Origin of the sequence: Ideonella benzenivorans (assembly GCF_020387415.1) — a bacterium.
GTDB classification, from domain to species: domain Bacteria; phylum Pseudomonadota; class Gammaproteobacteria; order Burkholderiales; family Burkholderiaceae_C; genus Ideonella; species Ideonella benzenivorans.
In genome coordinates, this window is the sequence record NZ_JAGWCB010000010.1 from 438,227 (window position 1) to 461,494 (window position 23,268).

Below are 23,268 nucleotides of genomic sequence, written 5' to 3' on the forward strand. Positions count from 1 at the left end.
CGTCTTGCCTTCAACGCAGCTTCAGGCTGGCCAGACCGACCAGGCACAGCAGCATCGTGATGATCCAGAAGCGGATCACCACCTGGGTCTCGTTCCAGCCGGACTTCTCGAAGTGGTGGTGCAACGGCGCCATCTTCAGCAGGCGCCGGCCCTCGCCGTACTTCTTCTTCGTGTACTTGAAGTAGCTGACCTGCAGCATCACCGACAGGGCCTCGGCGACGAACACGCCGCCCATCACGCCCAGCAGGATCTCCTGCCGCGTGATGACCGCGATGGTGCCCAGCGCGCCGCCCAGCGACAGCGCACCAACGTCGCCCATGAAGACCTGGGCCGGATGGGCGTTGAACCACAGGAAGGCCAGCCCGGCGCCGACGATGGCGGCGCAGAAGATCATCAGCTCGCCCGCCCCGGGGATGTAGGGGAACAGCAGGTACTTGGAATAGACCGCGTTGCCCACCACGTAGGCGAAGATGGCCAGCGCCCCCGAGACCAGCACCACCGGCATGATGGCCAGCCCGTCCAGGCCGTCGGTGAGGTTCACCGCGTTGCTGGCGCCGACGATGACGAACCAGGTCAGGGCCATGAAGCCGAACACCCCTAGCGGGTAGCTGACGCTCTTGAAGAAGGGCAGCATCAGGTCGGCCTTGGGCGGCAGCTCGTTGGAGAAGCCGCTCTGCACCCAGCGGATGAACAACTCGAACACCCGCACGTTGGTCGTCTCCGACACGCTGAAGGCCAGGTAGAGCGCGGCCACGATGCCGATCAGCGTCTGCCAGAAGAACTTCTCGCGCGAGCGCATGCCCTCGGGGTTCTTGTCAACGACCTTGCGCCAGTCGTCGGTCCAGCCGATGGCGCCGAAACCGAAGGTCACCAGCATCACGACCCAGACGAAGCGGTTGCTCCAGTCGCTCCACAGCAGCGTGGCCACGCCAATGCCGATCAGGATCAGCGCGCCGCCCATGGTGGGCGTTCCGGCCTTGGCCAGGTGGGTCTGCACCCCGTACTCGCGGATGGGCTGGCCGATCTTCAGCTCGGTCAGGCGGCGGATCAGCCAGGGGCCGAAGGCCAGGCCGATGACCAGCGCGGTCATGGCCGCCATCACCGCCCGGAAGGTCAGGTACTGGAAGACGCGCAGAAAGCCGAACTGCTCCGGGTAGAGCGCCTGCAGCCACTGGGCCAGACTAAGCAGCATGGGTGTCCTCCCCCGCGGCAATGGTCTGCAGGGCAGCCACCACCTGTTCCATCTTCATGAAGCGCGAGCCCTTGACCAGCACCGAGGCGAAGGCCGGGCGTTCCCCCAGCGCCGCCACCAGCGCGGCCGTGGTCGCGAAATGCCGGGCGCCGGGGCCAAAGGCCCGCGCGGCATCGGTCGTGGCCTCACCGGCGCACCAGAGCTGGTCGATGCCGGCGGCCTGGGCCGCCTGCCCCACCTCGGCGTGGAAGGCCGGGCCCTGGTCACCCACCTCGCCCATGTCGCCCAGCACCAGCCAGCGCGGGCCGGGCAGCTCGGCCAGCACGGCGATCGCGGCCTGCACCGAATCGGGGTTGGCGTTGTAGGTGTCGTCGATCAGCGTGCGCGGCTGGCCGGCCAGCACCAGCGGCCGCACCAGCGAACGGCCCTTGACCGGTGTGAAGGCCTGCAGGCCCTGCACCACCGCGGCCAGCGGCACACCGGCCGCCAGGGCGCAGGCGGTGGAGGCCAGCGCGTTGCGGATGTTGTGGCGCCCGGCGATGGCCAGCTTCACCGCGGCGTCACCCGCCGGGGTGTGCAGCTGCAGGGCCCAGTGGTCCAGCTGCCAGGTGGCCTCGCCCGTGACATCGGCGTTGGCCGGGGCAAAGCTCAGCACGCGGCGCGCGCCGGCCAGATCGCGCCACAGCGGGGTGTAGGCGTCATCGGCCGGGAACACCGCCACGCCGTCGGCCGGCAGGCGGCTCAGCACGCCGCCGTTCTCGCGCGCCACGGCCTCGACCGACTGCATGAATTCCAGGTGTTCGCGCTGGGCGTTGTTGACCAGCGCCACCGTGGGCTGGGCGATGGCCGCCAGCTCGGCGATCTCGCCGGGGTGGTTCATGCCCAGCTCGACCACCGCGGCCCGGTGGTGCGCCCGCAGGCCCAGCACGGTCAGCGGCACGCCGATGTGGTTGTTGAGGTTGCCCGCCGTGGCCAGCGCAGCGTCGCCGTGGGCGGCGCGCAGGATGCTGGCGATCATCTGGGTGGTGGTGGTCTTGCCGTTGCTGCCGGTCACGGCGATCAGCGGCAGGGTGTGGCGCGCGCGCCAGCCGGCGGCCAGCTGCTGCAGTGCCTGCAGCGTGTCGGGCACCTGCAGGCCGGGCAGGCCGCTCTCGGCCACGCCACGGCTGCCGATCACCGCCACCGCACCCGCGGCCGCGGCCTGCGGCAGGAAGTCGTGCGCATCAAAGCGCTCGCCGCGCAGCGCGACGAAGCAGTCGCCGGCGGCCAGCGTACGGGTGTCGGTGTGCACGCGGCGCAGCACCGGATCGCCGGCTCCCACGCGCTGGGCGCCGGGGATCAGCTGGGCCGCCAGGGACAGGGTGAGTTCGGTCATGCCGCGCTCCTGGCCTGCAGCCCGGCCTGGGCCACCTCGATGTCCGAGAACGGGTGCTTCACACCGGCCACGTCCTGGTAGTCCTCGTGGCCCTTGCCGGCCAGCAGCACCACGTCCTGGGCGCCGGCCGCGGCCAGGGTCCGCAGGATGGCCTGACGCCGGTCCACCTCGGCCTGCACCGTGGCGGAGCCGCTCACATCGGTCATGCCGGCCACGATCTGGTCGACGATGGCCTGCGGCGCCTCGTGGCGCGGGTTGTCGCTGGTCACGACCACACGGTCGGCCAGACGCTGGGCGATGGCGCCCATCAGCGGGCGCTTGGTGGCGTCGCGGTCGCCGCCGCAGCCGAACACGCACCACAGCCGGCCACCGCGGGCCTGGGCCAGCGGCTGCAGTGCGGTGATCGCCTTGTCCAGCGCGTCGGGCGTGTGGGCATAGTCCACCACCACCTCGGGCTGGCCCTCGCCGCTGGGCACGCGCTGCATGCGGCCCGGCACCGGGGTGACATGGTGGGCGATCAGCGCCGCATCGGTGAGCGGCACGCCCAGCGCACGCAGGCCGCCGATCACACCCAGCAGGTTGCTGATGTTGTACTGGCCGATCAGGCCGGTCTGCACCGGCAGCTCCTGCTCACCACCGGCCTCGGCCAGCGTGAAGCGCAGACCCTGGGCGGTGTAGCCGATGTCGCGGGCCTCGATGCGGGCAGCGCCCTGGGCGGACACGGGCCACAGATCCAACCCGCGGCCGGCCAGCTCGGCCACCAGCGCGGCGCCTTGCGGGTCGTCCACGTTGACCACCGCCGACTTCAGGCCCGGCCAGCGGAACAGCCGGCGCTTCTCGGCCCAGTAGGCGGCCATGTCGCCGTGGTAGTCCAGGTGGTCGCGCGTGAAGTTGGTGAACAGCGCCACCTCGATGCGCGTGCCGGCCAGGCGTTCCTCGGCGATGCCGATCGACGAGGCCTCGATCGCGCAGGCCGCGAAGCCCTGGGCCGCCATGTCCGCAAACGCCGCCTGCAGCAGCACCGGGTCCGGCGTGGTCAGGCCGGTGAAGCGGATGTGGCCTTCGCCACGGCCGGGCACCGGCGGTTCACCCACGCCCAGTGTGCCGACCACGCCGCAGCGCCGGCCCAGCAGGTTCAGCGCTTGGGCCGTCCACCAGGCACTGGAGGTCTTGCCGTTGGTGCCGGTCACGGCCAGCACCTGCAGCTTGCGACTGGGCTGGCCGAAATAGGCGTCGGCGATGCGGCCGGTGGCCTCCTTCAGGTTGGCGAGGCAGGCAATGCGGGTGTCTTCGAAGCCGAAGGCCTCCACGCCATCCAGCTCGACGATGCAGGTGGCCGCACCGGCCGCCAGCGCGGCCTGCACATATTGGCGGCCATCGGCCACCTGGCCGGGCCAGGCGATGAAGCCATCCCCCGGTTGCACCAGGCGGCTGTCGGTGCGCAGCGTGCCAGTGACCCAGGATTGCAGCCAGCGGGCCGCCGCCTCGGGACTCTTCAGATGGGTGATGCTCATGCCCGGGTCCCTCCGGTCAAGGCGATCTGATGCGATGGGACGCGCATCATCAGTGCTGCTCCACTTCTTCGTTCTCTGCCGCAGCCGCGGCAGCCGCCGTCATCACTTGCGGCGGCTTCATGTCCATGTCCGGTGGCACACCCAGGGTGCGCAGCGTCTGCTCCGCCACCGCCTTGAACACCGGCGCCGAGACCAGACCGCCGTAGTGAATGGGCGTGGGCTCGTCGACCATCACGGAGATGATCACGCGCGGGGTGTCGATCGGGGCGATGCCGGTGAACCAGGCGCGGTATTTTCCCGCAGCGTAGCCACGCCCTTCCTGTTTGGCCGCCGTGCCGGTCTTGCCACCGGCGGAATAGCCGGTCAGCGCCGCCAGCGGCGCCGTGCCTTCCTTGCTCACGGTGCCGCGCAGCATCTGGCGCATGGTGCGGGCCGTCTGCGGCTTGAAGATGCGCACCGGCGCGCCCGTCGGATGGCCCTTGACCAGGGTCAGCGGGGCCAGTTCGCCGTCCCGCGCGATGGCGGTGTAGGCGTGGGCGATCTGCAGCAGCGAGGCCGACAGGCCGTAGCCATAGGCCATGGTCGCCTTCTCGACCGGCTTCCAGGTGCGCCAGGGGCGCAGCTTGCCGGTGGCCACGCCCGGGAAGCCGATCTGCGGCTTGGTGCCGAAGCCCACGGCCGCATAGAGCTCACCCATTTCGCGCGGGTCCAGATGCTGCGACAGCTTGACCGTGCCGACGTTGCTGGACTTCTGGATGATCTGCGCCACGCTCAGCGAGGGGTGCGAGTGCGCGCCGTCGTTGACACGCAGCGGGCCGACCATGAACGGATTGGTGTCCAGCACCGTGTCGGGCGTGGCGTAGCCGTCCTCGATCACCTTGCTGACCACGAAGGGCTTCACCGTCGAGCCGGGCTCGAACACATCGGTCACGGCCCGGTTGCGCAACTGGCCACCGGTCAGGTTGTGGCGCTCCTCCGGCGTGTAGCTCGGGTAGTTGGCCATGGCCAGGATCTCGCCGGTCTGCGCATCCAGCACCACCACACTGCCGGCCTTGGCGTGGAACTGACCCACGGCATCGCGGATGCGCTGGTAGGCGATGGCCTGCAGCTTGGAGTCGATCGTCAGCTGCACATCGCTGCCGTCGCGCGGGTCCACCGGCTCGCCCAGGTCTTCGACGATGCGGCCCAGCCGGTCCTTGACCACGCCGCGCGAGCCGCTGTGGCCCTGCAGCTGCGTCTGGTAGGCCAGCTCGATGCCTTCCTGGCCCTTGTCCTCGATGTCGGTGAAGCCCACCACCTGGGCCGCCGCCTCGTTCTCGGGGTAGCGGCGCAGGTAGCCCGGCTCCAGCGTCAGGCCCTTCACGCCCAGGGCGCGGATCTGCTGGGCGATGCCGCCATCGACCTGGCGCTTGAGCACCGCATAGGCGCCGCCGTCGTCCAGCTTGGCCTGCAGCTCACCGCCCTTGAAGCCCAGCAGCGCCGACAGAGCGCGCTTTTGCGCGTCGTTGGCCTTGAACTGCTGCGGGTTGATCGACACCGTGGGCGCGTAGACGCTGATGGCCAGGATCTGGCCGTTGCGGTCCAGGATGCGGCCACGGTTGGCCGGCATGTTCAGCGTGGCGGCGTAGCGTTCCTCGCCCTTCTTCTGGAAGAAGTCGGCGTTGAGCACCTGCACGTAGAGCGCCCGCGCGATCAGCACACTGAAGCCCAGCCCCACCAGCAGCACCAGGAAGCGGCTGCGCCAGGGCGGCGTCTTCGAGGCCAGCAGTGGGCTGGTGGAGTAGTTGACGCCGCGCACCGAGCTGGCGCCACCGGCCCGACGGGTGCCCGAGCTCATGGCGTCCCCCCGGGGGCGACGGACGACGCGGCCGGGCCGCGGCTGTCATTGACGTAGAGCGTCACGTCCGGTGTGGCCAGACGCATCGCCAGCTTCTCGCGGGCGTCGCGCTCGACGCGCAGGTGCGTGCCTTCGCTGCGGCGCTCGGCCTCCAGCCGCACGGCGTCGGTGGCCAACTGGCGCTCCTCGGCCTTGGCCTTCTCCAGGTCGGCGAAGGCGCGGCGGGCCTCGTAGCTGGTCTTGACCAGGTACATCGCGCTGCCCACCAGCGCGATCAGCAGGACCAGGCTCAGCCGGTTCATGCGCCCTCCCCGGCCTGCGGCAGGCGCTCGGCCACGCGCAGCACCGCCGAGCGCGAACGGGGATTGCCCTTGATCTCGTCGGCCGAGGGCTTGATGCGGCCCAGCGGCTTCAGGCGCAGGGCGCGGGTCGGCGGTGCGAAGGGGGCGCGCCGGTCGATCTCCTCGCGGCTCTCGTGCGCGATGAAGGTCTTGACGATGCGGTCTTCCAGCGAATGGAAGCTGATGACGGCCAGATGGCCGCCCGGCGCCAGCAGGCCCAGCGCGGCGCTCAGACCTTGCTCGAGCTCTTCCAGTTCGGCGTTGACCAGAATCCGAAGGGCTTGAAACGTCCGGGTCGCGGGATCCTGCCCCGGCTCGCGGGTGCGGACCGAACGAGCCACGAGTTCGGCCAGCTCGCCGGTGGTGCGAAGCGGCTGTCCGCTCTCGCGGCGAGCCACAACCGCCTTTGCAATGGATGCAGCAAACCGTTCTTCGCCGTAATCACGGATCACCTGTGCGATGTGACGCTCATCGGCGCGCGCCAGGAAATCCGCGGCGCTTTCGCCCCGCGTGGTGTCCATGCGCATGTCCAGCGGCCCGTCGAAACGGAAGCTGAAGCCGCGAGCTGGGTTGTCGATCTGGGGCGAACTGACGCCCAGGTCCAGCAGAACGCCGGTCACGCCGCCGGCAGGCAGCACCTCGCCCATGCGGGCGAAGCTGCAGTGATGGATGGCAAAGCGCGGGTCGTGGATCGCCCGCTCGCCCTCGGTGGCGGCGGCCACGGCCTCCGGGTCCTTGTCGAAGGCCACCAGACGACCCTGCGGGCCCAGGCGGGACAGCAGCAGGTGCGAATGGCCGCCGCGGCCGAAGGTGCCATCGACATAGAGGCCGTTGGGGTCGGTCAGGACGGCGTCGACCGTCTCGTTGAGCAGCACGGTGGTGTGGACGAAGCTCATCGGGCGGGCCTCACATCACCAGCTTGCTGACGCTGTCGGGCATGGGCTGCGCCAGCGTTGCATCTTCCAGGGCCTGGTGGCGGCCACGGTCCCAGATTTCCATCCGGGTGCCCATGCCGACCAGCATCAGCTCGCGGTCCAGGCCGGCCCAGCGGCGCAGCTCGGGCGAGAGCTGGATGCGCGAGCCGCTGTCGATCTCCACGTCCAGCGCACTGCCGATGAAGATGCGGCGCCAGGACTCGGCGTCCATCGGCAACCCCATCAGCTTGGCGCGGAACTGCTCCCAGGCAGGGCGGGGGAACAGCAGCAGGCAGCGCGAGGGGCTCTTGGTCACGGTCATCTGGCCGGCGCACAGGGCGGCCAGGCCGTCGCGATGACGGGCCGGGACGGTCATCCGCCCCTTGCCGTCCAGCGTCAGCTCGGACTCTCCCTGAAGCACAAATTCCGCCACGTGACCCCACTAAAGTGCACTTTCCCCCACTTTAATGCACCACCACCCCCCGGTCAACGCATTCAGGCCCAAAAAATCAATGAAATCAGTCACTTAGATGGCAATCCAAAGTGCAGGTTTCAGTTTTTTTCTCTTCAAAAGCAAGGACTTGCAGATTGCTCTCAAAGTGATGCATGAGATTGGTGCGGGCCCTGGCGGTGGCGCGGCCTCTCCCGAGGCCAGCGTCAGCGCACCGGCCGCGGGCTCAGCCCTGGGCCTGCTCGAGGGCCAGCGACGCGCCCGCCAGCGCGGCCAGGGTGTCGGTGATGAGCGCCACCGGCACGCTCTCCAGATAGGCTCGGTAGCGGCCTTTGCCGATCAGGCGCTCGCGAAAGCGCGAGCGGGCGAAGGCCTCGCCCAGGCGCGGCACGATGCCGCCGCCGATGTAGAGCCCGCCCCGGGCCCCCAGCGTGAGCACCGCATTGCCGGCCACCCCGCCCAGCAGGGCGCAGAAGTGGTCCAGCGTGCGGGCACACAGCACGTCCCCTCCGGCGTCCGGCGCGGCCAGACCGGCCTGCAGGATCTCGGCCGCCGTGCGTTCCGCCACGGACTGGCCGACCAGGGCGGCCACCGCTTGGTGCAGCAGCGGCAGGCCCAGGCCCGACAGCAGCCGCTCGGCCGAGACATGGGCATGGCGCTGTCGCACCCAGGCCAGCAGGGCCGCTTCCTCGTCGTCCGCGGCGGCCAGGGTCACATGGCCGCCCTCGCCCGGCACGGCCACCCAGCCGGCCGCGGTGGGCAGCACCGCCCCCACCCCCAGGCCGGTGCCGGGACCGACCACCGCCAGCGCCCGCTCAGGCGGGCCGGCCGGTGCGGGCCAACCGGCCGGGGTCCAGCGCTGGCCCGGCCCCAGCCGCGGCAGCGACAGGGCCAGGGCCTCGAAGTCGTTGAGCACCTGCAAGGCCCGCCAGCCTTGTTGCGCGGCCAGGGCGCGGGCCGAAAAGCGCCAGGGGCTGTTGGTGAAGGCCACGGCATCCCCGGTGACCGGGGTGGCCACGGCCAGCGCCGCCGCCACCGGCCGCACCGCGGGCCCCCCCTCCGCGATCAGGCCGGCCAGATAGGCCTGGATCGCCTCGCCCGGGCCCGCATGGTCGGTCACGGCCAGCCGGCGCACCCGGTCCACCGGTGCACCCGGGTGCGCCACCAGCCCGAAGCGGGCATTCGTGCCGCCGATGTCGGCCACCAGCCAGGGCTGGTCGGGCGTGGCAGCGGGGGTGACGGAGGCGGTGGGCATGGGCGACGGCCGGCAACGAAAAAGGGACCGGCCCCATCATACGGGGCCGGTCCCGGCAGAGGCGCGCGGAGCGCCCGGCGCGTCAGTGCACGCTGGCGCGGCTGCGCTTGGACGCCACGGCGCTGACGCTGCCCGTCAGCCACAGGTCGCGGGCCGGGTCGATCTGGCTCAGGTTCAGGCCGTTGAGCGCGGCCACCACCTTGTACTTGCCGGTGGCCGGGTTGTAGACCTGCACATGCACGCCGTCGACATGGTTGCGCAGCTGCACCACGCGGTCGCCGATCGGGTCGCTGCCGGTGTAGCCGAGGCTGGCCAGCAGGCCGCGCAGATCCACCACATCCTCGCCCGGGGTGAAGTCAGCGATGGTGTCGCGGGCGTCGCCCAGCGCGGTCAGGCGGAACTGGTCGTGGCCGGCGCCGCCGGTCAAGGTGTCGGCCTTGCCACCGGCGATGAACAGATCGTCCCCCGGCGTGCCCACCAGGGTGTCACGCTTCTGGGTGCCGCTGATCACGTTGAGCAGGTTCAGCGCCATGACCATGGGGTCGTGGTCCGAGGAGCGGTAAGCGGTGGCGCTGTAGTAGTCCGGGCCGCAGGTGGCGCAGGCCGGCTGCTTGTACTCGGTGTTGTAGTCGATCACCGAAGGCTCGTCCGCATTGATGTGCCAATCCACCGCATCCGCCACCTTGGACGACAGCGAGGCACTGGCCAGGCCGTGGTCCAGCCGGCCCGAGGCGCCGTCGAACACATAGGAATAGCCGAAGGCGTTGAAGCGGTTGATCTGGTCGACAAAGCCCGCGCTGGTCAGCGAGACGATCGGGTCTTCCTGCGCGTAGGCATTGAAGTCGCCCAGCAGCACGGCGTCCGAGGTGCCGGCGCCGTCAGCCAGCGTGCCCACCCAGGTCGCCAGGCGTTCGGCCTGCTGGATGCGCTTGCCGTTCCAGCAGCCTTGGCCGTCGCCGCTGTCGAAGTTGCCGGCGTAGTCGCTGTCGCTGGTCGACGGGCAGCTGCCCTTGGACTTCAGGTGGTTGACCACCAGCGTGAAGCGCTGGCCGTTGAGGGCGGCGAAGGTCTGGGCCAGCGGCGGGCGGCTGTTGACCGGGTCGGTGTCGGACTGGGCTTCCCCCATGCGGCTCAGGCGGGCCGGCTTGTAGATCATCGCCACCTTGATGGCATCGCTGCCGGTGCCCGCAGCCGGGTCCGGCACCACGGCATAGGTACCGGCGCCCAGGCGGGCGTTCAGCCCGTCCACCAGGTTCTGCACCGCGGCCGAGCCGTTGTTCTGCATCTCCATCAGGCCGAGGGCATCGGCATTGAGGGCGGCGATGGCGGCCACGATCTTGTCGCGCTGGCGGTTGAACTCGGCCAGGTTGTCGGCGCCGCGGCAGTTGCTGGCCGAGGTGCTGCCCCCCTGGCTGCACCCCTGCCCGCTCTGACCGTCGGCGGTGGTGCCATCGGTGAAGGTGGTGAAGTAGTTCAGCACGTTGAAGCTGGCGAGCTTCAGGTTGCCGGCCACCAGGGCGGGCACCTCGCTGCGCGGATTGTCGCGGCTGAAGACGACCGGCGCGGTGGGCTGGATCTTGTAGTCACCGGCCCCGGTGTTGCTGGCCGTGGCCAGGCCGTAGTCGACCACGCCGGTCACCGACGCGGTGGTGTCCCCGGCGCGCAGCGTGTTGTCCACGCCGATGAACGGGGTCGGATTCGGGTTCTGCAGCGAGCTGCCATCGTCCAGGATGATGCGGCGGCGGGCATTCTCGTCGGCCAGCGCCACGGCCTCGGTGCTGCCAGGACGGTAGCGGTTGGTCGGGGTTTCCATGCGGCCACCGACCGACACGGTCACCTCACCATAGCGGCCCTGGAAGTAGTTCTGCGAGACCGTCAGCGGGCCTTGCAGCGTGACCAGCATGCCCTCGTAGCGCTCCAGGTCGCCGTCCACCGCCTCGGGCAGCGCCACCACCACCGGCGTGATGGTATTGCCCTGGCTGAGCACGGTCAGACCCGAGGGGCTGCTCAGCTCGGTCACGGTGTGGGCGGCAGTGTCGGCATTGCTGCTGGCGCCGACGTTGTACTCGACCACGCTGGCGCTCAGCTGCACCCAGTCGCCCACGGCCACGGTGGGCGCGGTTCGGGTGTAGACGAACACGCCGTCGGAGGTGCTGGCATCGCCGTCGCCGGACGGGTCCTGCAGGAAGAAACCGTTTTCGAGCAGCAGCGTGACCACGCCGCTGGTCTGCACGGTTTTCCCGGCCAGCGGGCTGGTGGCACCGCGGCCCTGGATCTGCGGGATGGTGGCCGCCACCGGGCCCGGGGCCGCGCCGCAGGTGCCCAGCGGGCTGGCGCTGTTGCGCGGCGACGGGGCCGCGGCACTGAAGTCGCTGCCGTTGCTGTCGGTGTCGGTGCACCCCGAGGCCGCGCGCAACAGCGCCGTGGTGTTGGAGGGGGCCGGAGCCACCGACCCTTCGAACCAGTTGGCCGAGCCAAAGCCCACCAGGTCCACCAGCGCACTGCTGCTGGGGGTGGCACCGCTCAGCGCGGTGGTGCTGCTCAGCAGGGCCACCTTGCCGCTGCTGGCGCTCAGCGCGATGGTGCCGATGGCATCGGGCGTGGGCAGGGCGTCGGTGCCGGCGCTGCCCTGGGCTTCCTGCACCAGGTGGTACTGGCCGGGCTGCAGGGTCACGTCACTCAGCGGGGTGACCTGCCAGCTGCCGGTGCCGGTGCTGGAGTTGTACTGCACCGACCAACCGGCCAGGGAGACCGCGCTGGTGCCGGCGTTGTAGAGCTCGATGAAGTCGTTCTTGAGCGTGGCACCGCTGTTGCCGCCACCGCCATAGACCTGGCTGATGACGATGCCGCTGGTCGAGGCCAGCGCCAGCGGGGCCGTGCAGGCCAGCAGGGCCGCCACGGCCGCTGCGAGAGGATGGAATTTCATGGGTTGGAGTGTGGTGAGCGGAAAGGCTCCGCAGCTTCCACACCCCGGATGACGGGTCCGTGTCGTGCCTGTGAACAGCAGGGTCATGCCCGCATGGCCCGCTTGGCACGCCAGATCACCGTGCGATGAAACCTCGGCGAACAGACCGGGTTCCGCCGCCAGAAGGCCTCATTGGCCGTCCTTGATCAAGCGCCCCGACAGGGGCTGCACCGGCCGTGCATTCATGGGATACAAACGCGCAAAGATGTCGATCTGAGCTGACGAGACGGTGACAGGCTGCTTCATCACCAGCCACAACACGCCCTCGGTGCAGGGCGGCGTGGTCAGCGAGCCCATGTAGGTCAGATAGCGGGCGTCCTGGGGCAGCAGCGCCGGCAGGTCGATGGGCACGGGCGAGGCCAGGCTGTCGCCGCGCTCCAGCGGCAGGGCATTCCAGACGGCCTGGACCTGGGGCTGCGGTGCATCCCCCCGCTGCAGCAGCACCGCCACCACCGCCAGGTGGCCTTCGGCATCCCGGTGCACCAAGTGCACCACCATGTCGAAGACCCGGCCGTTCAAGCGCTCCTCGGACGGCTTGTGGAAATGGAACTGCACCAGCTCGTAGCGGCGGCCGTTGACGACGATGCTGTTGCCAGCCTCGGGGGTCACCTGAATGGTGTGGCCGTTGTCCAGCACGCTGAAGCCGCTGGGGCGGTAGTCGAACTGGATGGGCGGCAGCTGCACCGGGATGCCGTCACGGATGTCGACCGGGCTCTGGCGGTGGCCACTGGCGCATTGCGCGTATTCGGGCGCCAGCCGAGCCCAGGCCTGCGGCCCCTCGAGGCCGTCGTAACTCCAGTGCGGCGGGTGGTCGCCGTGCACGGCCGGGGCTGGCGGTTCGTTGGCCGGGGCATGGGCCGGCGCGCTCTTGTGCGCCGGCTTGGCGGCGGATTTGCGCGCGGACGGTGCCTTGGCCTCGCCCTCGGTCTTGTTCTCCACCCGCACCACATAGGGCGTCGGACTGCCCGGGGCCCGGGTGGCGCCCAGCTTCTCGGCCAGCTTCTCGCGCAGGTCATCCATCGACATGGGACGGCGCGGCGCCGAGGCGCTGGCGGACGCCGGCAGGGCGGCTTCGGGCTGGCCGGCCGCCAGGCCCGGGTCGGCCGACAACACGGCCAGAGCCGCACCCCACACGCGGGGCTGGAACAGGGAGGAGACAGAGAGGGACGGACGCATGTCCGCGATATCGGCCGGCCCCGCGGCCGGCTTGAGCCCCGCCCCATGGGCAGGAACCCGCAGAGCGGGTGCCTCAGCAGGCGGGCTGGGCCTCCACCTGGGCGCTGACCGGCCGGGGCAGGCGGTGCCGCACCCACAACCAGGCCAGCAGGCCCACGGCCATCATCGCCAGCGAAGCCCAGGCCAGGCCCAGCAGCGAATGCATGACCAGCGGCGCAAGCACGCCCGCCACCACCGCGTTGGCCACGCTGGCGATGCAGGCCTGCAGCGAGGACGCCATGCCCCGGCGGTCCGGCGCCTGGTCCAGCACCAGCAGCGTCACCACCGGCACCATCATCGCCCAGCCCAGCGAATACACGCCCAGGATGGGCAGCGCCCACCAGGGGCTGAGCGGGGCCAGCCAGTTCAGCAGCACATTGAGCACGCCGACACTGCCCATGATCCAGAAGCCATAGCGCACCTGCTGCTGCGGCGCCACCTTGCCGGCCAGGCGGCCCGACAGCCAGGCGCCGGACATGATGCCGCCGATGGTCATCAGGAACAGGTAGAAGAACTGCGTCGGCGCCAGGTGCAGGTGCTCGCCCAGGAACACCGGGGCCGAGAGCACGTACAGGAACATGCCGTTGAAGGGCACGCCCGAGGCCAGGCACAGGGTCATGAAGCGGGCGCTGCCGCCCAGCTGCACATAGCCGCGCATCAGGTGGCCCGCGCTGAAGGGCTGGCGCTGCGCAGCCTCCAGCGTCTCGGGCAGGCGCAGGCCCATCAGCACCGCCAGCCCCAGGCCGATCAGCGCCAGCAGGCCGAAGATGCTGGGCCAGCCCAGCCAGACGAACAGCTGGCCACCGACGATCGGCGCGATGGCCGGCGCCAGACCGAAGAACAGCGTGACCTGCGACATCACCCGCTGCGCCTCGTGCGGCGGGAACATGTCGCGGATCACCGCCCGCGACACCACCATGCCCGCGCCAGCCGACATGCCCTGCAGGGCCCGGAAGAACACCAGTTGGCCGATCGACTGCGACAGCGCGCAGCCCAGAGAGGCCAGTGCGAACACCGTCATGCCCACCAGCACCACCGGCCGGCGGCCGAAACTGTCGGCCAGCGCACCGTGGAACAGGTTCATCAGCGCGAAGGCCAGCAGGTAGGCCGACAGGGTCTGCTGCATCTCCACCGGCGTGGCGCCCAGCGACTGGGCAATGCCCGAGAAGGCCGGGATGTAGGTGTCGATCGAGAAGGGCCCGATCATGCTGAGCGTGGCCAGCAGCAGGGCCAGGGTCCAGCGACGGCCGGGCCAGAGGTGGGAGGCGTTCGGATTCATTCGGCGGGCCGGCGCGTGCTCGGGATCGTGATCGATAAAAGAGTGAAGCAGACCGATAGGCCGGATTCTGTGCACCGCGCCGGCTTGCGCCGTCACGGTGTGACCGCCATTCCTCTGGGCCGGTGTGTTGCCACCCCGGCTCGATGCCACCTACCCGCCAGCTCAGCGAGCCGCGTCAAAGCTGGCCTATTTGGTGTTGCTGCGCGTAGAGATTGCCGCGTTTCACCCGGCGACGTCGGAGCGCGGCATGCCGTCTCCCAAGAAGGCTTGCGCCTTCCGTCGCCGACTCGTCTCTGTGGCTCTGATCCGCACCTCGCGGTGGACGGGCGTTACCCGCTACGCTGCTCTGTGCAGTCCGGACCTTCCTCCAGTGCGGCCTTTCGGCCCGGCGCTTGCGCGCCGCCTTGCGGATTGCACCAGCGGCGGTCTGGTCTGCTTCACAGGCGCCATTGTCCCATGCCTTGGGAAAGTACGCTGGCCAGACAGCAGCCCTCCACATAACTTGCAGTCAGAAGCTCATGGGAGACAGGGGGCGGGCCTTGGGGCATCATCGTTCGCACCTCATCGGGCACCGGCCCAGGAGACCCCCATGAAAGCCAACAACGTTCTCGCCACGATCGGCAACACGCCGCACATCCGCATCAACCGCCTGTTCGGCCCCGAGGCCCAGGTCTGGATCAAGTCCGAGCGCACCAACCCCGGTGGCTCCATCAAGGACCGCATCGCCCTGGCGATGGTCGAGGCGGCCGAGGCCAGCGGGGCGCTGAAGCCGGGCGGCACCATCATCGAACCCACCTCCGGCAACACCGGCGTCGGCCTGGCCATGGTGGCCGCCGTCAAGGGCTACAAGCTGATCCTGGTGATGCCCGAGAGCATGAGCCTGGAGCGGCGCCGTCTGATGCTGGCCTATGGCGCCAGCTTCGACCTGACACCCAAGGAAAAGGGCATGAAGGGCGCCATCGCCCGCGCCGAGGAGCTGGCCGCCAGCACGTCCGGCGCCTGGATCCCGCAACAGTTCGAGAACCCGGCCAACCTGGAGGTGCATCAGCGCACCACCGCACAGGAGATCCTGGCCGACTTCCCCGAAGGCCTGGATGTGCTGATCACCGGCGTGGGCACCGGCGGCCACCTCTCGGGCGTGGCCAGCGTGCTGAAGGCCAAGTGGCCGCAGCTCAAGGTGTTCGCGGTCGAGCCCTCGGCCTCGCCGGTGATCAGCGGCGGTCAGCCCGCCCCCCACCCCATCCAGGGCATCGGCGCCGGCTTCGTGCCCAAGAACCTGAAGACCGAGCTGCTGGACGGCGTGATCCTGGTGGAAGGCGAAGCCGCCAAGGACTACGCCCGCCGCAGCGCCAGCCAGGAAGGGCTGCTGGTGGGCATCTCCAGCGGTGCCACGCTGGCCGCCATCGCCCAGAAGCTGGCCGAACTGCCGGCCGGCACCCGGGTGCTGGGCTTCAACTACGACACCGGCGAGCGCTACCTGTCGGTCGAAGGCTTCCTGCCCTCGGGCGCCTGAGCGGACGGCGCCACGGATCCGGCCGGGACGGCCCGATCCGCACCAAGCCGGCGCAGCCCGGTGCGGCACTTGCCTCAGGGCAGTGCACCGCACCGGCCGTGACGGCAGGCCCCGACCACCGCGGCGTGGCACGGAACTGGCTACGAGGATTCCAAACCTGACCGGTTGGTCAGCTTCCTCCACGTCACCTGCGCCGCCGCATGATCGCCGAGTCCCTTCCCGCCGCCGAATCCATCGCAGCCCCCGCCGCACCGCAGGCTCCGGCCCGCGACGCCATCCGAGTCCAACGCGCCAGCGTCGTCTATCCGGGCGCCGATGCGCCGGTGCATGCCCTCAAGGAGGTGGACCTCACCATCCGACAGGGTGAATTCGTCTCGCTGATCGGCCCCTCGGGCTGCGGCAAGACCACCCTGCTGCGGGTGATCGCCGACCTGGAACCCCTGAGTTCCGGCGAGATGTGGGTCAACGACATGACGCCGCAGGAGGCGCGCATGGCCCGCTCCTACGGCTATGTCTTCCAAGCACCGGCGCTGTTCCCCTGGCGCACCGTGCTGGCCAATGTGATGCTGCCGCTGCAGATCCAGGGCCGGCTGCCGGCCCAGTGCGAGGAGATCGCCCGCGAGCAGCTGGCCCGGGTCGGGCTGGCCGGCTTCGAGAAGAAGTACCCCTGGCAACTCTCGGGCGGCATGCAGCAGCGGGTCTCGATCGCCCGCGCGCTGGGCTTCGAGCCGCGCCTGCTGATGATGGACGAGCCCTTCGGCGCGCTCGACGAGATCACCCGCGACAGCCTGAACGTGCAGCTGCAGGACCTGTGGCGGCGCGAGCAGCGCACGGTGGTCTTCGTCACCCACTCGATCGCCGAGGCGGTCTACCTGTCCAGCCGGATCGTCGTGATGTCGCCCCGCCCGGGCCGCATCGTGAAGATCATCGACTCGCCGCTGCCCGCCGAGCGCACGCTGGCGATGCGCGACACCCCGGAATTCACCGCGCTGGCCCACGAGGTGCGCGAAGCCCTGGCCGACGGACACCATGATCACTGACCTCCTGCGCCGCCAGGTGCTGCCAGTGCTGGTGGTCGGTGCGCTGACCCTGCTGGTCTGGTATGGCGCCGCCATCGGCCTGAACGCCCCCGGCGCCATTGAGCGGGTGCTGGACCCGCAAGGCCCCTGGACCTGGCAGGACCTGGTGCGGGCCACGCTGGCCATGCAGCGCCCGGTGCTGCCGGCCCCGCACCAGATCGCCGTGGACCTCTGGTCTGGTCTGGTGGACTGGCCCATCGACTCGCCGCGCAGCCTGGTGCTGCACACCTGGGTGACCGGGGAGGCCACGCTGCTGGGCTTCGTCGCCGGGGCCCTGCTGGGCATCGTGCTGGCGGTGGCCATCGTCCACGCCCGCACGCTGGAGCGGGCCCTGCTGCCCTGGGTGGTGGCCTCGCAGACCATCCCGGTGCTGGCCGTCGCACCGATCGTGATGGTGATCCTGGGCAGCCTGGGCTTCGAAGGCCTGATGCCCAAGGCGGTCATCGCCACCTACCTCTGCTTCTTCCCGGTCACGGTGGCCATGGTGCAAGGCCTGCGCGCGCCGCAGCGGCTGGAGCTGGAGCTGATGCACACCTACGCCGCCAGCCGGGTGCAGACCTTCTGGACGCTGCGCCTGCCCTCTTCGCTGCCCTTCCTGTTCCCCGCCCTGCGCGTGTCGATGGCCGCCGGCTTGGTCGGCGCCATCGTGGCCGAGCTGCCGACCGGTGCCCAGGCCGGCCTGGGCGCGCGGTTGCTGACCAGTTCCTACTACGGCAACACCGTGGCCATCTGGTCGGCCCTGGTCATGGCCTCGCTGCTGGGCCTGGTGCTGACCGGCGCCATCACCCTGATTGAGAAAGCCGTGCTGCGCCGCATGCGCCCGGCACCGACCCGGAGGGCCGCATGAGCTCGACCACCCTCACCGCCCCCGCCGCCACAGCCCACCGGTCGCACGGCGGCGCGGGCTCCCTGACCGCCGTGCTGGCCCTGGCCCTGGCCCTGCTGGCCCCCACCCAGGGCACGCTGCGCCCCACCGGCGACCTGCTGCTGGGGCTGGCCGCGCTGGCCTCACTGCGCCCGCAGGCCCGGCTGGGATGGGCCGGGCTGCAACTGCTGCTGGTGCTGGCCGCCGCTGCCGTGCTGTCCCAGACACTGCCCACCCCGCTGCAGGGCGGCGATGGGCTGCGCCTGCTGGCGCTGCTGGCCCTGGCCCAGTGCAGCCTCCAGACCCTGGCGGCGCTGCCGGACGCGCGCTGGATCGGCACCGCCACCGCCAGCCTGTTTGGCCTCTGGCTGCTCTACTTCTGGGAAGTGGGCGTCACCGTGTTCGACGTGCCCCGGGTGCTGCTGCCCGCACCGTCGCAAGTGGCGGTCGCGCTGTGGGACAACCTGGGCACGCTGGGCGGCGACTTCGTGCAGACGGTGCTGAAGTCGGTGCTGATCGGCTATGTGCTGGGCAATGGCCTGGGCGTACTGACCGGCATCGCGATCGACCGCGCGCCCTTCCTGCAGCGCGGCCTGCAGCCACTGGCCGCGCTGACCAGCACCGTGCCGCTGGTGGGCGTGGCGCCCATTGCGGTGATGTGGTTCGGCTTTGACTGGCCCTCCAAGGCCGCGGTGATCGTGCTGATGACCTTCTTCCCCGCGCTGATCAACACCCTGGCCGGGCTGGAGGCCGCCGGCAAGCTGGAACGCGAGCTGATGCACAGCTACGCGGCCGGCTACCGCCGCACCCTGCTGTGGCTGCGCCTGCCCACCGCGCTGCCGCACATCTTCGGCGCGCTCAAGGTCAACGCCACGCTGGCCCTGATCGGCGCCATCGTCGCCGAGTTCTTCGGCTCGCCCACGGCCGGGCTGGGCTTTCGCATCTCGACCGAGGCGGCCCGCATGAACATGCCGCTGGTCTGGGGCGCCATCGTGCTGGCCTCCATCACCGGCTCGGTGCTGTACGCGCTGCTGTCGGTGCTGGAGCGCCGGGTGAACTTCTGGCACCCGGCCTTCCGCAGCCGCTGAGGCCGCTCCGTTTCCCGTCCCTCATCACCAACCCACTCCACACGAGGAGCTTTTTCGATGATGCTTTCGATCCCGATGATCCGCCGCTCGGTGCTGGCCCTGGCCGCCGGTGCGTTCTGCCTGGGGGCCCAGGCGGCCGAGAAGGTCACGTTGCAGCTGAAGTGGGTGCCGCAAGCCCAGTTCGCCGGCTATTACGTGGCCGCGGCCAAGGGCTACTACAAGGCCGAGGGCCTGGACGTGACGATCAAGGCCGGCGGCCCGGACATCTCGCCGGTGCAGGTCATCGCCGGCAAGTCGGCCGACGTGGTGGTCAACTGGATGCCCGACGCGCTGGCCGCCCGTGAGGCCGGTGTGCCGCTGGTCAACATCGCCCAGGTGTTCGACAAGTCCGGCCTGATGCTGACCTGCAGGAAGTCGGCCGGCGTGCACAGCCCCAAGGACCTCAAAGGCAAGACGCTGGGCGTCTGGTACGGCGGCAACGAGTACCCCTTCCTGAACTGGATGAACAAGCTGGGCTACAAGCCGGGCACCGACATCAAGATCCTCAAGCAGGGCTTCAACGTCGACCCGCTGCTGCAGAACCAGGCGGCCTGCATCTCGACGATGATCTACAACGAGTACTGGCAGGTGATCGATGCCGGCATCAAGGAAAGCGACCTGACCACCTTCTTCTATGAAAAGGAAGGCGTGGCCTCGCTGGAAGATGGCCTGTACGTGCTGGAAGGCAACCTCAAGAACAAGGCCTTCGTCGCCAAGATGGCCAAGTTCCTGAAGGCCAGCTTCAAGGGCTGGAACGAGGCGGTGAAGAACCCCGAGGAAGCCGCCAAGATCGTGGTGGCCCAGGACGCCTCGGGCAGCGCCACGGTGGCGGTGCAGAAGCGTCAGATGGAGAACATCGCCAAGCTGATCAGCAACGCCAACACGCCCAAGATCGGCTACCTGGACCCGGCCGCCTACCAGCGCACGGTCAAGGTGCTGATGAGCGGCGGCAGCTCGCCGGTCATCAAGAAAGACCCGGGCGCGGCGGCAATGACCCACGCCGTCTGGGACGCCGCTCAGAAGTAAGGGCTTGCGCCACGCGGGGCCCCGCCCACGGGCGGGGTCCTATCATGGGCGCCCCATGTCCACGACTGCCTCCTCCCTTCCCCGTTCCCACGCGGCCGACGGCCGCAAGGGCCTGATCCGTCAGGCCAACGAGGCCGCCATCCTGCGCGCGGCCGAGCAGGTCTTCGCCCACGCCGGTTTCGAGGGCGCGACGATGGCCGAGATCGCCGACAAGGCCGGTCTGCCCAAGGCCAATCTGCACTACTACTTCGGCAGCAAAAAGGACCTCTACGAGGCCGTGCTGGACACCGTGCTGCACGACTGGCTGGCCCCGACCGAGGTGATCCGCGCCGAGGCCGATCCGCGCGACGCCCTGACCCAGTACGTGAAGGCCAAGCTCGCGCTGAGCTTCGAGCGGCCCGATGCCTCCAAGGTCTTCGCCAACGAGCTGCTGCACGGCGCACCGGTGGTGGGCGAATCGCTGCGCGGTGAGCTGCGCCGCCTGGTGCTGGACAAGGCGGCCGTGGTCGATGGCTGGATCGCCGCCGGTCGGATGGCCCCGGTGGACAGCACCCATCTCTTCTTCACGATCTGGGCCGCGACCCAGACCTACGCCGATTTCGACGTGCAGGTGCGGGCCGTGCTGGGCCACCGCAGCTTCACCGCGGCCGACCAGGCCCGGGCCGAAGCCCATGTGCTGGGCATGGTGCTGCGCGGCTGCGGTCTGGCCTGAACCCGGACCGCGGCCGGCACGGCCCGCCCGCGCAGTGTCATCATCGGCCCTGTTCCAGTCCCCGGGGCCACGCGGCTCCGCTGCCTCCCATGAGTTCTTCTTCCGGTGCACGTGGCGACACGATCGCCCTGCGCATCCTGGCCAGTGCGGCCATCCTGGCCCTGATCGTCCTCGGCCGTGACGTGCTGATGCCCATCGCGCTGGCGGCGATGTTCGCCTTTGTGCTGAGCCCGCTGGTGCGGCAAGTCCGCCGCTTCGGCCTGGGCCAGACCGGGGCCTCGCTGTGGGCCCTGGGCCTGGTCGGCCTGCTGATGGCCGGCATTGCGGCCGCCCTGGCGCTGCAGCTGGCCAGCCTGTCGAGCAACCTCCCCAGCTACACCGCCCATCTGCGCGCCAAGGCCGAGGCGGTGCGCTCGCTCAGCCTCGGACCCTTGTCCTCCCTGGCCAGTCTGGGCCCGAGCCACGAGGGCACGCCACAGGACGGCGCGGCTTCCCTGCCCCAGATGCCCTCGGCAGGGGGGCCGGCCACCCCCGAAGGCGGCGCCGGCTCCTCGACGGCCCTGCTGGCGCGCGTGCTGGGCACGCTGTGGGGGCCGCTCGGCACGGTCGGCGTGGTCGCCCTGGTGCTGGTGTTCCTGCTGCTGGAACAGGACGCCTTGCGCGACCGGCTGCTGCGGCTGGCCGGTGGGCAGGACCTGCGCGGCGCCACCGTGGCCTTCGACGACGCGGGCCAGCGGCTGTCGCGCTACTTCGCCTCCCAGGTCGCCGTCAACGCCGGGGTGGGCGTGGTCACCTGGGGGCTGCTGGCGGCCATCGGCGTGCCGCAGCCGGTGGTCTGGGCCGCACTGGCCGCGCTGCTGCGCTTCGTGCCCTATGTGGGCTATCCCGCGGCCGCCCTCAGTGCCGCCGCCATGGCCGCTGCGGCCGAGCCCGGCTGGGGACTGGTCGGCAGCACCCTGCTCATCTTCGCCGTGATCGAGCTGATCGCAGCCAATGGCGTCGAGCCCCATCTGTATGGCCACAGCACCGGACTGTCGCCGTTCTCGGTGGTGGTGTCGGCCATCTTCTGGGGTGCCGTCTGGGGGCCAGTGGGCCTGCTGATGTCCACCCCGCTGACGCTGTGCCTGGTGGTGGCAGGCCGCCATGTGCCCACCCTGTCCTTCCTGGACCTGCTGCTGGGCGACTCACCGGCCCTGACGCTGGCGCAGCGCTTCTATCAGCGCAGCCTGACCGGCAACCTGGTGGAGATCGTCTCAGACGCCCAGGCCTATCTGAAGAAACACAGCCTGGCCCGCTACTTCGACCGCGTGGCCCTGCCCGCCTTCGAGCTGGCCCGGGCGGACTATGCCCAGGGCCTGATCAGCGAAGCCCAGCAGGCCAAGGCCCGCTGCGCCCTGAACGAGCTGTTCGACACCATCGCCCGGGACCCGGCCACCCACCGCCGCGGACGGGATCGGCGGCGCCCCACCGCACTGGACAGCGCCCATCTGGGCCTGGGGCTGCGCCAGGCCCGGCTGCAGGCCAGCGGGGTCAGCCTCGGGCCGGTCCACGCCCCGCCGGGGTCGGTGACGCTGTGCCTGAGCACCGGCAGCACCGAATCCGAGCTGGTGGCCGAGCTGCTGGTGCGGGTGCTGCGCCACCAGGGCCTGGATGCCCGCCACTTCACGCTGGACGAATGCGTGACGCCCAAGGACGACGAAGCCCTCGACGCGCTGGGCCTGGTGTTCCTGGTCGAGCTGCCCGAGGCCGAGAGCCCGCAGGGCCATCGCGTGCTGCAGGCCCTGGGCGTGATCCGCCAGCGCGGCCTGGCCCGGCTGGTGCTGCTGCGCCCGCGCTGGGATCACGCCGATCCCCCGCCGCCGCCCGGCCCGCCCTGGCATTTCGATGCCACCGCGGACTCGCTGGAAGCCGCCGTGGCCTGGGCCGAGCCCACACGCACCTGACCCCGCCTGCCCCGACATCCGTCATTGCACGCCATGCTGAGCCCCGAACAGTTCTTCGCCTTCCTCGCCGCCGCGCTGCTGATCACCGCCTCGCCCGGGCCGGACAACCTGATGGTGCTGGGCATGGGCATGTCCCGGGGCCGGCGCCCGGGCATGGCCTTCGGCCTGGGCTGCGCGATCGGCTGCCTGAGCCACACGCTGCTGGCCGTGGCCGGGGTCAGCGCGCTGATCGCCGCCTCGCCGCTGGCCTTCACCGCGCTGAAGGTCTGCGGCGGGCTCTACCTGGTCTGGCTGGGCGTGCAGGCGCTGCGCAGCCGCGGCGGCACGCAGGTGCGGGCCGTGACGCCCGGCGAACCCTCGCTGGGGCGGCTGTTCTTCAGAGGCGTGTTCGCCAATGCGATCAACCCCAAGGTGGTGCTGTTCTTCCTCTCGTTCCTGCCCCAGTTCGTGCAGGCCGAGCGCGGCCAGGTGGGGCTGCAGATCGCCCTGCTGGGTCTGACCTTCACCGCCCAGGCGGCACTGCTGTTCGGCCTGCTGGGCTACTTCGCCGGGGCCATTGGCCAGTGGCTCAACCGCCGCCCCCGCGCCGGCCTCTGGCTGGACCGCGTGGCCGGCACCGTTTTCGTCACGCTGGGGCTGCGGCTGATCGTCAGCCGCTGAACCCC

The 23,268-nt window shown here is 70.3% G+C and carries 19 protein-coding genes and 1 other RNA gene; 8 read left to right on the top strand and 12 right to left on the bottom strand.

The window, feature by feature from the left end:
- Positions 1-10 precede the first annotated feature (10 nt).
- The 12 genes from mraY to rnpB form a co-directional block, all read right to left on the bottom strand.
- The gene (gene mraY, locus KGA65_RS10745; protein ID WP_225863108.1) at positions 11-1,192 is read right to left on the bottom strand and encodes a phospho-N-acetylmuramoyl-pentapeptide-transferase; all 1,182 of its coding nucleotides are present in this window, start codon (positions 1,190-1,192) and stop codon (positions 11-13) included.
- Entirely contained in the window at positions 1,182-2,567 is a 1,386-nt protein-coding gene (locus KGA65_RS10750) for a UDP-N-acetylmuramoyl-tripeptide--D-alanyl-D-alanine ligase (protein WP_225863109.1), read from the bottom strand. Before KGA65_RS10750 ends, mraY begins: the two co-directional genes overlap by 11 nt.
- Positions 2,564-4,081, bottom strand: a complete 1,518-nt coding sequence (locus KGA65_RS10755; RefSeq protein WP_225863110.1) for a UDP-N-acetylmuramoyl-L-alanyl-D-glutamate--2,6-diaminopimelate ligase — start codon at positions 4,079-4,081, stop codon at positions 2,564-2,566. Before KGA65_RS10755 ends, KGA65_RS10750 begins: the two co-directional genes overlap by 4 nt.
- A 49-nt stretch (positions 4,082-4,130) precedes the next feature.
- Positions 4,131-5,918, bottom strand: coding sequence for a peptidoglycan D,D-transpeptidase FtsI family protein (locus tag KGA65_RS10760; protein WP_225863111.1), 1,788 nt, complete (start codon positions 5,916-5,918; stop codon positions 4,131-4,133).
- Positions 5,915-6,220 (bottom strand): cell division protein FtsL, encoded by a 306-nt coding sequence (gene ftsL, locus KGA65_RS10765; RefSeq protein ID WP_225863112.1) that lies wholly within the window; start codon positions 6,218-6,220, stop codon positions 5,915-5,917. Before ftsL ends, KGA65_RS10760 begins: the two co-directional genes overlap by 4 nt.
- A complete protein-coding gene (gene rsmH / locus KGA65_RS10770) occupies positions 6,217-7,155 on the bottom strand; it encodes a 16S rRNA (cytosine(1402)-N(4))-methyltransferase RsmH (RefSeq protein WP_225863113.1) in 939 nt (312 codons plus the stop codon). The genes ftsL and rsmH overlap by 4 nt, the downstream gene beginning before the upstream one ends.
- A 10-nt stretch (positions 7,156-7,165) precedes the next feature.
- Positions 7,166-7,594, bottom strand: a complete 429-nt coding sequence (locus KGA65_RS10775; protein WP_225863114.1) for a division/cell wall cluster transcriptional repressor MraZ — start codon at positions 7,592-7,594, stop codon at positions 7,166-7,168.
- 256 nt (positions 7,595-7,850) lie between these two features.
- Positions 7,851-8,879: a glucokinase gene (glk, locus tag KGA65_RS10780; protein WP_225863115.1), complete on the bottom strand. Its 1,029-nt coding sequence runs from the start codon at positions 8,877-8,879 to the stop codon at positions 7,851-7,853.
- 82 nt (positions 8,880-8,961) lie between these two features.
- Positions 8,962-11,805, bottom strand: coding sequence for an ExeM/NucH family extracellular endonuclease (locus KGA65_RS10785; protein ID WP_225863116.1), 2,844 nt, complete (start codon positions 11,803-11,805; stop codon positions 8,962-8,964).
- Between the two features lie 168 nt (positions 11,806-11,973).
- The gene (locus KGA65_RS10790; protein WP_225863117.1) at positions 11,974-13,020 is read right to left on the bottom strand and encodes a carbonic anhydrase; all 1,047 of its coding nucleotides are present in this window, start codon (positions 13,018-13,020) and stop codon (positions 11,974-11,976) included.
- Between the two features lie 73 nt (positions 13,021-13,093).
- Positions 13,094-14,338 carry a multidrug effflux MFS transporter gene (locus tag KGA65_RS10795; protein ID WP_225863118.1) on the bottom strand — a complete coding sequence of 415 codons (1,245 nt, stop codon included), beginning with the start codon at positions 14,336-14,338 and terminating at the stop codon, positions 13,094-13,096.
- 40 nt (positions 14,339-14,378) lie between these two features.
- An RNA gene (gene rnpB, locus KGA65_RS10800) (RNase P RNA component class A) lies at positions 14,379-14,777 on the bottom strand.
- Between the two features lie 150 nt (positions 14,778-14,927).
- On the opposite strand from rnpB, the gene cysK reads away from it, so the two are divergent.
- The 8 genes from cysK to KGA65_RS10840 all read left to right on the top strand — a co-directional run bounded on the left by cysK (position 14,928) and on the right by KGA65_RS10840 (position 23,263).
- Positions 14,928-15,851 (top strand): cysteine synthase A, encoded by a 924-nt coding sequence (gene cysK, locus KGA65_RS10805; protein WP_225863119.1) that lies wholly within the window; start codon positions 14,928-14,930, stop codon positions 15,849-15,851.
- Between the two features lie 200 nt (positions 15,852-16,051).
- Positions 16,052-16,891: an ABC transporter ATP-binding protein gene (locus KGA65_RS10810; protein ID WP_225863120.1), complete on the top strand. Its 840-nt coding sequence runs from the start codon at positions 16,052-16,054 to the stop codon at positions 16,889-16,891.
- Positions 16,881-17,777, top strand: coding sequence for an ABC transporter permease (locus KGA65_RS10815; protein ID WP_225863121.1), 897 nt, complete (start codon positions 16,881-16,883; stop codon positions 17,775-17,777). The genes KGA65_RS10810 and KGA65_RS10815 overlap by 11 nt, the downstream gene beginning before the upstream one ends.
- On the top strand, positions 17,774-18,883 hold the full coding sequence (locus KGA65_RS10820; RefSeq protein WP_225863122.1) for an ABC transporter permease: 1,110 nt from the start codon (positions 17,774-17,776) through the stop codon (positions 18,881-18,883). The genes KGA65_RS10815 and KGA65_RS10820 overlap by 4 nt, the downstream gene beginning before the upstream one ends.
- A 57-nt stretch (positions 18,884-18,940) precedes the next feature.
- Positions 18,941-19,948: an ABC transporter substrate-binding protein gene (locus KGA65_RS10825; RefSeq protein ID WP_225863123.1), complete on the top strand. Its 1,008-nt coding sequence runs from the start codon at positions 18,941-18,943 to the stop codon at positions 19,946-19,948.
- A 55-nt stretch (positions 19,949-20,003) separates the two neighbouring features.
- The gene (locus KGA65_RS10830; RefSeq protein ID WP_225863124.1) at positions 20,004-20,660 is read left to right on the top strand and encodes a TetR/AcrR family transcriptional regulator; all 657 of its coding nucleotides are present in this window, start codon (positions 20,004-20,006) and stop codon (positions 20,658-20,660) included.
- An 89-nt stretch (positions 20,661-20,749) separates the two neighbouring features.
- Positions 20,750-22,603 (top strand): AI-2E family transporter, encoded by a 1,854-nt coding sequence (locus tag KGA65_RS10835; protein WP_225863125.1) that lies wholly within the window; start codon positions 20,750-20,752, stop codon positions 22,601-22,603.
- 33 nt (positions 22,604-22,636) lie between these two features.
- Positions 22,637-23,263 (top strand): LysE family translocator, encoded by a 627-nt coding sequence (locus tag KGA65_RS10840; protein ID WP_225863126.1) that lies wholly within the window; start codon positions 22,637-22,639, stop codon positions 23,261-23,263.
- Positions 23,264-23,268 lie beyond the last annotated feature (5 nt).